This window comes from Moorena sp. SIO4E2 (assembly GCF_010671945.1).
Taxonomy (GTDB): Bacteria; Cyanobacteriota; Cyanobacteriia; order Cyanobacteriales; family Coleofasciculaceae; genus Moorena; species Moorena producens.
This window is the reverse complement of the sequence record NZ_JAAHIE010000445.1, coordinates 1-6,227: the sequence shown is the minus strand read 5'-3', so window position 1 is coordinate 6,227 and position 6,227 is coordinate 1. Positions and strand designations below refer to the sequence as shown.

Below are 6,227 nucleotides of genomic sequence, written 5' to 3'. Positions count from 1 at the left end.
CTGGAAGAACTGGGAGAGTGTTTGGCTGAAATTAGCGATCGCATTAGCCAAATTGAAACCCTCGGTGTTTGCTTGATTGCCACAGAGCAATCTTACAATTCTGCTCAGCTAACGGATGCTACCAACTACACTACAATTCGCGCTAGCTTACTGAAACTAATACACGAAATCCAGCAGGAAGTCAACAGCCGCCGCCTTCGGCAAGGACATGCTCGTAATCGCCTCAAAGCCTTACCTCCACCAGGAAAAGCCCCCTATGGCTATCGGCGGGGCAAAGACCGCTATCTAATTGACCGCAGTACTGCACCGGTGGTTAAGGATTTTTTTGAACAGTTTCTGCTTTATGGTTCCTTGCGGGGTGCAGTACGGTATTTAGAGCAAAAATATGGTAAACGGATTTCCGTGACTACCGGGCGTCGTTGGCTAACAAATCCGGTTTATCGGGGAGACCTTGGCTATCAAAAAAATGGTCAGGTCATTTCCGATACCCATAGCGCCATTTTGAATCGCGAAGAAGCCGCACAGATTGACCGACTGCTCAGGCGCAACCGACAATTACCTCCTCGTACCGCCAGTGCTCCCCGTTCTTTGGCCGGGTTAGTGGTTTGTGAGGAATGCCAGTCGGGGATGACCGTTGTTAGTGTTACTCAATATCGTAAAAACAAACAATATCTCTACCTACGTCCGATTCATTGTCCTAAGCATCCAAAATGCCGTGCTATTAGTTATGAACAGGTTTTGGAGCAAACTATTCAACTGATATGTCAGGAATTACCCCGTGCTGTTGCTGCTATGAATGCTCCCAGCTTGGATGGGGTGAAGGAATCCCTTAAGGGGAAAATTACTCAAAAAAAGGATAATTTAGAGCAACTACCTCTGTTAACCTCTAGTGGGGTGCTTGATCAAGACACTGCTGATTTACGAGCATACAAACTACGCACAGAAATTTCCCAATTACAGCAGCAGCTAGCTGCTTTGCCGCCAGTGAATTTAAAAGCGATCGCTCAGACAGTATCCATTCCTCAATTCTGGATTGATTTATCAGAATCAGAGCGTCGGTTTTACTTTCGGGAGTTTATTCAAAAAATTGAAATCCTGCGTCAGGTAAAAGAATTGCAGCTGCAACTTGTGTTTATTTTTTAAGTAAGCTATCAGCTATCAGCGTGTCGCGTATCAGCGTGTCGCGTATCAGCTATCAGCGTGTCGCGTATCAGCTCTCAGCTATCAGCTCTCAGCTATCAGCTCTCAGCTATCAGCTATCAGCGTGTCGCGTATCAGCTATCAGCGTGTCGCGTATCAGCTATCAGCCAAAGGCCATGCTTGGCCTTTGGCCACGCTGTGCGAACGCGAATGGCTGACGGCTGACCGCTGACCGCACCTCAAGTAGCCTGCGCATAGCGCATATGCTTACTTTTTTAGGGTTGATCTTTTAGCCTAATATTGTCTAGTTTTTAGACTATAATTTGCCCAGCAATGGTGCTACTGATAGCTTGCAACTCAAGATATCATCAGTTGTACGCACCGACACATTACTCTTAGTTTAAGTAACGCCGTTTGGGATACTCTTAAACCGTAATCAATCGGGATAAACCCGGATATAACGGTCAAGGTGCAATTTATTGTTGTCCAAGTGAGGAGTGGTCATGCAGTAATTGGAGTTGAACCTTCCACTCGTCTATTTAGACATTCCTGGCATCCCGGCCAGGAGTTTCTTGAAAGCCTGAGTTTTAGTATGCTTAGAATCAAGCCATCCCAGCTCGACTGCGTCAACTAAACTCAGTCCCATGCCCTTCAAAAAACGCGCGGTACGACGCAATAATAAGGTCTGAACCTCAGTTCTCGAAGAGTACCGAGAAATCTCGAAGTCTGTACCTCTAGCAAGGATGTTCTTCGCCGCATTATGGTCAGCCTGCAACACGACCCCATCAAATCCGGTAAAATAGTCCCCAGTCCTTTTCCCTAGTAGGGTTCCATTCCTGGAGTCAATTTGCGACGTGTAACTAGGCTGAACTTCTGTAACAACCGAACCAGTCCAATCAGCCCATTTTTGTAACGAATCTCGCATGACTCCTTTTGTCCAGCTATTGAGTTGACGAGACATGGCCTTGGACTGGCGTTTATTCTTAATTGGTTGTGTTAAATCTTCTGCAAAAACCTTTAAGGATCTTTCTCCAAACAAAGACTTAGAAGCCTTACCAATCACTGATAATATCTCAGCCTGGTCTTTCCTGTATCGACGGTTCTCTGTTTTCCGGGAAAGGTTGCTTTCAAGCATTATAGCCGACTTGGCTGGGTCTATTTTTTCTAGTTTCCTGGAGAGTGCCCAGAGTTTGCCTCTGTTTCGATTTTTAGAACAGATTCGATTTGATTTTTCAGAAAGTAGACTACCTAGCCCTTTGCCATGAGCTGTTCCTTCCGAATCATAATAAGCCTCGGTATAACCCTTGTCTACTCCTACTGGAGTACGAGCAACCGGAGTCTTTACTTCTCTGTAATTTACTAGGAAATGAATCTCAAAACGCTGATTTAACTTGTTATAAATCAGTCGAATCTGGCCTTTGATCTTCCTGTTAGACCTGACTAGTATTTTATTCCTCTTTCCCCGTCTAAGACCAGCCAGCTCTAGCTGAGCGACATTTCGAGAGACGCGCTTACATTTATATCCTCCTTGTTGATAGACAATTTGATTATCTACCCAAGAATGTCCTCTTTGATATTCTTTTCTAACTAGCCTGTGGAGAAGTGGGTCTTCAATAAAAGCCAGGGTTTTAAGTTGTAGGCAAAGCTCTTTTCTGTTTTTTTGATTCTCTTTTCCAGGAAACCTTTTGTATACCTTCTTTACTACAGCCTCTGTACAAGCCGCCTGGCTCGCTGAGATAGCTTTTGCTACATCATTAACAGTCCACTCCATTAACTTGGAAGGTAGCCCCAGCGACTCAGGAGTCCTAAAGTCCCTAACCTCTGGATAAGACTTTTTCCAGTCAATTCCCCAATGGCTAATACTACCTAGTTTATTGTAAGATTCAGACCTGACAATGCCCAACTTCTTCATAGTAGAAAACAACTCGGCCTGTACCGACTTCGTCATTCCAATAATTGGAACAACTTGAGTCGATATCTGCTTTGTTACTCCTGCATTCTTGGGCATTGTCAAATTCTGAATCTACAGGTCCATCTTATCATGGTTTGTCGGAAGTGTTTAGTTCTTTTACGGTAAGCTTAATTTCTTTTTCGTAGCGACGAAGAAAGTAGAGCTTAGAACTGAAACAATGCATTATTGACATGAAGTCATCCATAAGCTCCTGCTGGGGGGTCTTGTAGGTGTTGTTGAGTACTACTATTTTACAGTCGTGTAAAGAGCAAAACCATTCCACAAAATCAAAACCAAAACGACACCACCTATCTTTGTGAGCTACAACGATGGTTTTCATCTCAGCTCCTGCCACCTTCTCCATCAATTTGATCAACTTGCGCCCCTTGAAATTCAACCCAGAGCCGTACTCTGAATAACACCTACAGTTTGGGTAGTTTCTACCCAGGTAATCAATCTCAGAGGTTAGATCGTCGGACTCAGAACGAGTAGAAACTCTGGCGTATAGGACAACAGAACTTTAATCCTCTCCCTCTATTAGTTTTTCAATAGAACTAGCCAAATAACGTCGGTGTCCGCCGGGAGACTTTATACACTCTATTTTTCCTGCTTCTGCCCACCTAGCTAACGTCCTAGTGTTGTAACCAGATTTTTTCTGAGCCTCGACTGGGGTAATATACATAGCAGACTGTCCATTTGATCCTATTATCTCCTATTTTATACTTATTTTAAAGGGTTTAACTGATGGGCGAGGCATCCTGTAAAGTTATCCAAAGATTAATTACATTAGCTTTCACTAAGCTAGTCCTGCTCAGGAATTTTTGTAAAATTAAATACAGAAAATAGTTAAAGTTTACCCATTGTCTGGGAAGATTTTGGCTCGAAGCAGTCTCAGCTAGGGTAGACGGGAATTTTTTTATCTTGATGACGAACTATGAAACTTTTAGAACCGCAGACCCAAACCCTGACTTGGAACAGCTCCCCTAATCCCAACTTAGATCAGTCCCAGGAAGCGTTCCAACCTGGCACTTGGGTAAGTCTGTTAGAGCTACCTAATCCCTATAGCTTTGATGAAGCGCTACTGCTGTGCCAGATTTCAGAAGACCAGTGGGTATCCTGGATTCCTGATCATGGTGAAGCAACCCTACATATCAGTCAATTTTTCTGAGTTTTTCTAGAAACACAGCCCTTGGAGGCAAAAGGCTTGCAGGCACAATAATCGATTAGCCACCGCTCACAGGAGGAATCAGAACCACTTCATCCCCATCTTGCAAGGGGGTATCGGGGGGAACAAATTGCAGATTGATGCCAAAGCGGGTCACTTCACGCCATTGCTCCAGCTCTGGGTGTTCACTCAGTAAACGGTCTAGCACCGCTGATACTGATGTTTGAGGAGGAAATCCTAACTGGAGTTCTGGCAAGCCATAGGTTTCTTGATAGGCAGCAAAAAGCTTGACTGTAACGGTAATTGATGGTTCAGACATAGATAAAGTAGTTATCAAGCTCCCTAATTGCTGTGAATTTGCTATTTTTTTGTGTTAAATGCTGTTTGATGTTTTTTCCCTGACGAGACTCAGACCCTTAGAAATATACTTTACAAATCAGATCAAGTAAGATAGATGCACCCTCATGACCAAAGCAGTATTGACCCTAATTCACGAGTATTTTAACACTCCCCGGTCTAAAGACGCGGGGATTCTTGCTTCATAGATTCGGCTTGCTCAACCTGGTCGGAACCAAGAAGAGTAGAGGCTAAATCTCCACAAGAGTTCGGGTCGATGACCCAAGTTCCGGTGTGCCCCACCGTACTCAAGGCTCTTTGGAGTATGTTTATGGCGGCGTTGTGGTCTCTATCTAGCTGACACCCACACTTGCAAGTGTGAGTCCTAGTTGACAGAGATTTCTTCACTACCTCGCCACACTCAGAGCAACTCTGGCTAGTGTAGGCGGGGTTGACTGCAACAGTTATCCTGCCGAATTTTTTACCAAAATGCTCCAACCATTTCCTGAATTGATACCAACCTGCATCATTAATAGACTTGGCAAGACAATGGTTCTTAACCAGGTTCTTAACCCTCAAATCTTCATAGGCGACCAAATCGTTAGATCGGATTACGCAACGTGCCAGTCTCTTAGCATGTTCTTTACGCTGCCTACTTATTTTTAGGTGTGTCCTGCCTAGTTTATTGATGGCTTTTTTTCGGTTGGCAGAGCCTTTCTTTTTTCGGGAAACTCGCCGCTGATAAAATTTCAGCCGTTTCTCTCCTGTTCGATAAAATCTTGGATTAGGCTCGGAATTCCCGTCGGAATCTGTATAAAATTCTTTTAGTCCGACATCCAGGCCAACAGTGTTTCCGCTTGGTTTGAGTTTTTCGTGTTTTACAACTGAAACACAGAACTGAACGTAATACCCGTCAGCCCGACGTACTATCCGAACCCTCTTTATTTGCTTCTTGTCGAAGCGCCATAAGTCCCATTTACCTTTGAGCTTGAGCTTTCCGATCCCTTTTTTATCACTGAATACGATCGACTTTTTGTCGGGAGATAATTTCCAACCTGACTGCTTATATTCAACCGATCGGCAGTTTTTCTGGAACTTTGGAAAGCCTTTCTTTCCTGGTACTTTTTTCTTGCAGTTATCGTAGAAACGGGCGATCGATGACCATGCCCGCTCAGAGGCAGCCTGACGGGCAGTAGAGTTCAATTCATTCGCAAAAGGGAACTGTTTGGCTAAGACCTTGCAATATTTACTGAGGTCGTACTTACCTGTTCCCTTTTTGTCCATCCAAAGACGAATACAAGAATTTCGGATGAATTTGACTGTCCGAATTGCTTCATCAATGGCTTTATATTGGGGCTTTTTGCCGTACGCTTTGAACTCAATTATGATCATCGGATATCGACCCTTTCCGTTACTACTTTATAGTACCACACTCAGCGACAAACGTTAGGATAAATCCAAAAAAAAGCTGTCCAAGGACGGGGCGCGATTACCAAAAATTTTTGGTAATCAACTCCCTAGTCCAGGGGAAACGCATCTTATTTTTGTACATGCTGGCGGGGTCAGGATTTCAGCGATCGAGTTCTGTTTGAAATCAATTGATTAAATCCTTACTGGATAAGGGTTTTGCAATTT

Annotated in this window: 7 protein-coding genes and 1 pseudogene; 3 read left to right on the top strand and 5 right to left on the bottom strand. The window is 44.0% G+C overall.

What is annotated here, in order from left to right; genetic code table 11:
* Nucleotides 1-1,143 (top strand): recombinase family protein (locus F6K37_RS30010; RefSeq protein WP_287254141.1); only part of this gene is annotated, 1,143 nt, incomplete at its 5' end.
* A gap of 20 nt (nucleotides 1,144-1,163) precedes the next feature.
* The gene (locus tag F6K37_RS30005) at nucleotides 1,164-1,358 is read left to right on the top strand and encodes a hypothetical protein (RefSeq protein WP_287254140.1); all 195 of its coding nucleotides are present in this window, start codon (nucleotides 1,164-1,166) and stop codon (nucleotides 1,356-1,358) included.
* Between the two features lie 317 nt (nucleotides 1,359-1,675).
* On the opposite strand, the gene F6K37_RS30000 is transcribed toward F6K37_RS30005, so the two are convergent.
* The 3 genes and pseudogenes from F6K37_RS30000 to F6K37_RS29990 all read right to left on the bottom strand — a co-directional run bounded on the left by F6K37_RS30000 (nucleotide 1,676) and on the right by F6K37_RS29990 (nucleotide 3,773).
* Entirely contained in the window at nucleotides 1,676-3,148 is a 1,473-nt protein-coding gene (locus tag F6K37_RS30000) for a zinc ribbon domain-containing protein (protein WP_287254139.1), read from the bottom strand.
* A 31-nt stretch (nucleotides 3,149-3,179) separates the two neighbouring features.
* Nucleotides 3,180-3,596, bottom strand: a pseudogene (locus tag F6K37_RS29995) (IS607 family transposase); the annotation flags it as partial.
* 15 nt (nucleotides 3,597-3,611) lie between these two features.
* Nucleotides 3,612-3,773 carry a helix-turn-helix domain-containing protein gene (locus tag F6K37_RS29990; RefSeq protein ID WP_287254137.1) on the bottom strand — a complete coding sequence of 54 codons (162 nt, stop codon included), beginning with the start codon at nucleotides 3,771-3,773 and terminating at the stop codon, nucleotides 3,612-3,614.
* A gap of 252 nt (nucleotides 3,774-4,025) precedes the next feature.
* Between F6K37_RS29990 and F6K37_RS29985 the strand changes: the two genes are divergently transcribed.
* Nucleotides 4,026-4,259, top strand: a complete 234-nt coding sequence (locus tag F6K37_RS29985; protein WP_287254135.1) for a hypothetical protein — start codon at nucleotides 4,026-4,028, stop codon at nucleotides 4,257-4,259.
* 55 nt (nucleotides 4,260-4,314) lie between these two features.
* Here the strand turns inward: F6K37_RS29985 and F6K37_RS29980 are convergent, their stop codons facing one another.
* Nucleotides 4,315-4,575: a MoaD/ThiS family protein gene (locus F6K37_RS29980; RefSeq protein ID WP_009149283.1), complete on the bottom strand. Its 261-nt coding sequence runs from the start codon at nucleotides 4,573-4,575 to the stop codon at nucleotides 4,315-4,317.
* A 197-nt stretch (nucleotides 4,576-4,772) separates the two neighbouring features.
* Complete coding sequence (locus tag F6K37_RS29975) at nucleotides 4,773-5,984, bottom strand: RNA-guided endonuclease InsQ/TnpB family protein (RefSeq protein ID WP_287254133.1); 1,212 nt, start codon at nucleotides 5,982-5,984, stop codon at nucleotides 4,773-4,775.
* Nucleotides 5,985-6,227 lie beyond the last annotated feature (243 nt).

What these genes read in the sequence shown, in the direction of transcription:
- F6K37_RS29985 (WP_287254135.1), top strand. Translation starts at nt 4,026, where the DNA reads ATGAAACTTTTAGAACCGCAGACCCAAACCCTGACTTGGAACAGCTCC.
- F6K37_RS29990 (WP_287254137.1), bottom strand. Translation starts at nt 3,773, where the DNA reads ATGTATATTACCCCAGTCGAGGCTCAGAAAAAATCTGGTTACAACACT.
- F6K37_RS29980 (WP_009149283.1), bottom strand. Translation starts at nt 4,575, where the DNA reads ATGTCTGAACCATCAATTACCGTTACAGTCAAGCTTTTTGCTGCCTAT.
- F6K37_RS29975 (WP_287254133.1), bottom strand. Translation starts at nt 5,984, where the DNA reads ATGATCATAATTGAGTTCAAAGCGTACGGCAAAAAGCCCCAATATAAA.
- F6K37_RS30000 (WP_287254139.1), bottom strand. Translation starts at nt 3,148, where the DNA reads ATGCCCAAGAATGCAGGAGTAACAAAGCAGATATCGACTCAAGTTGTT.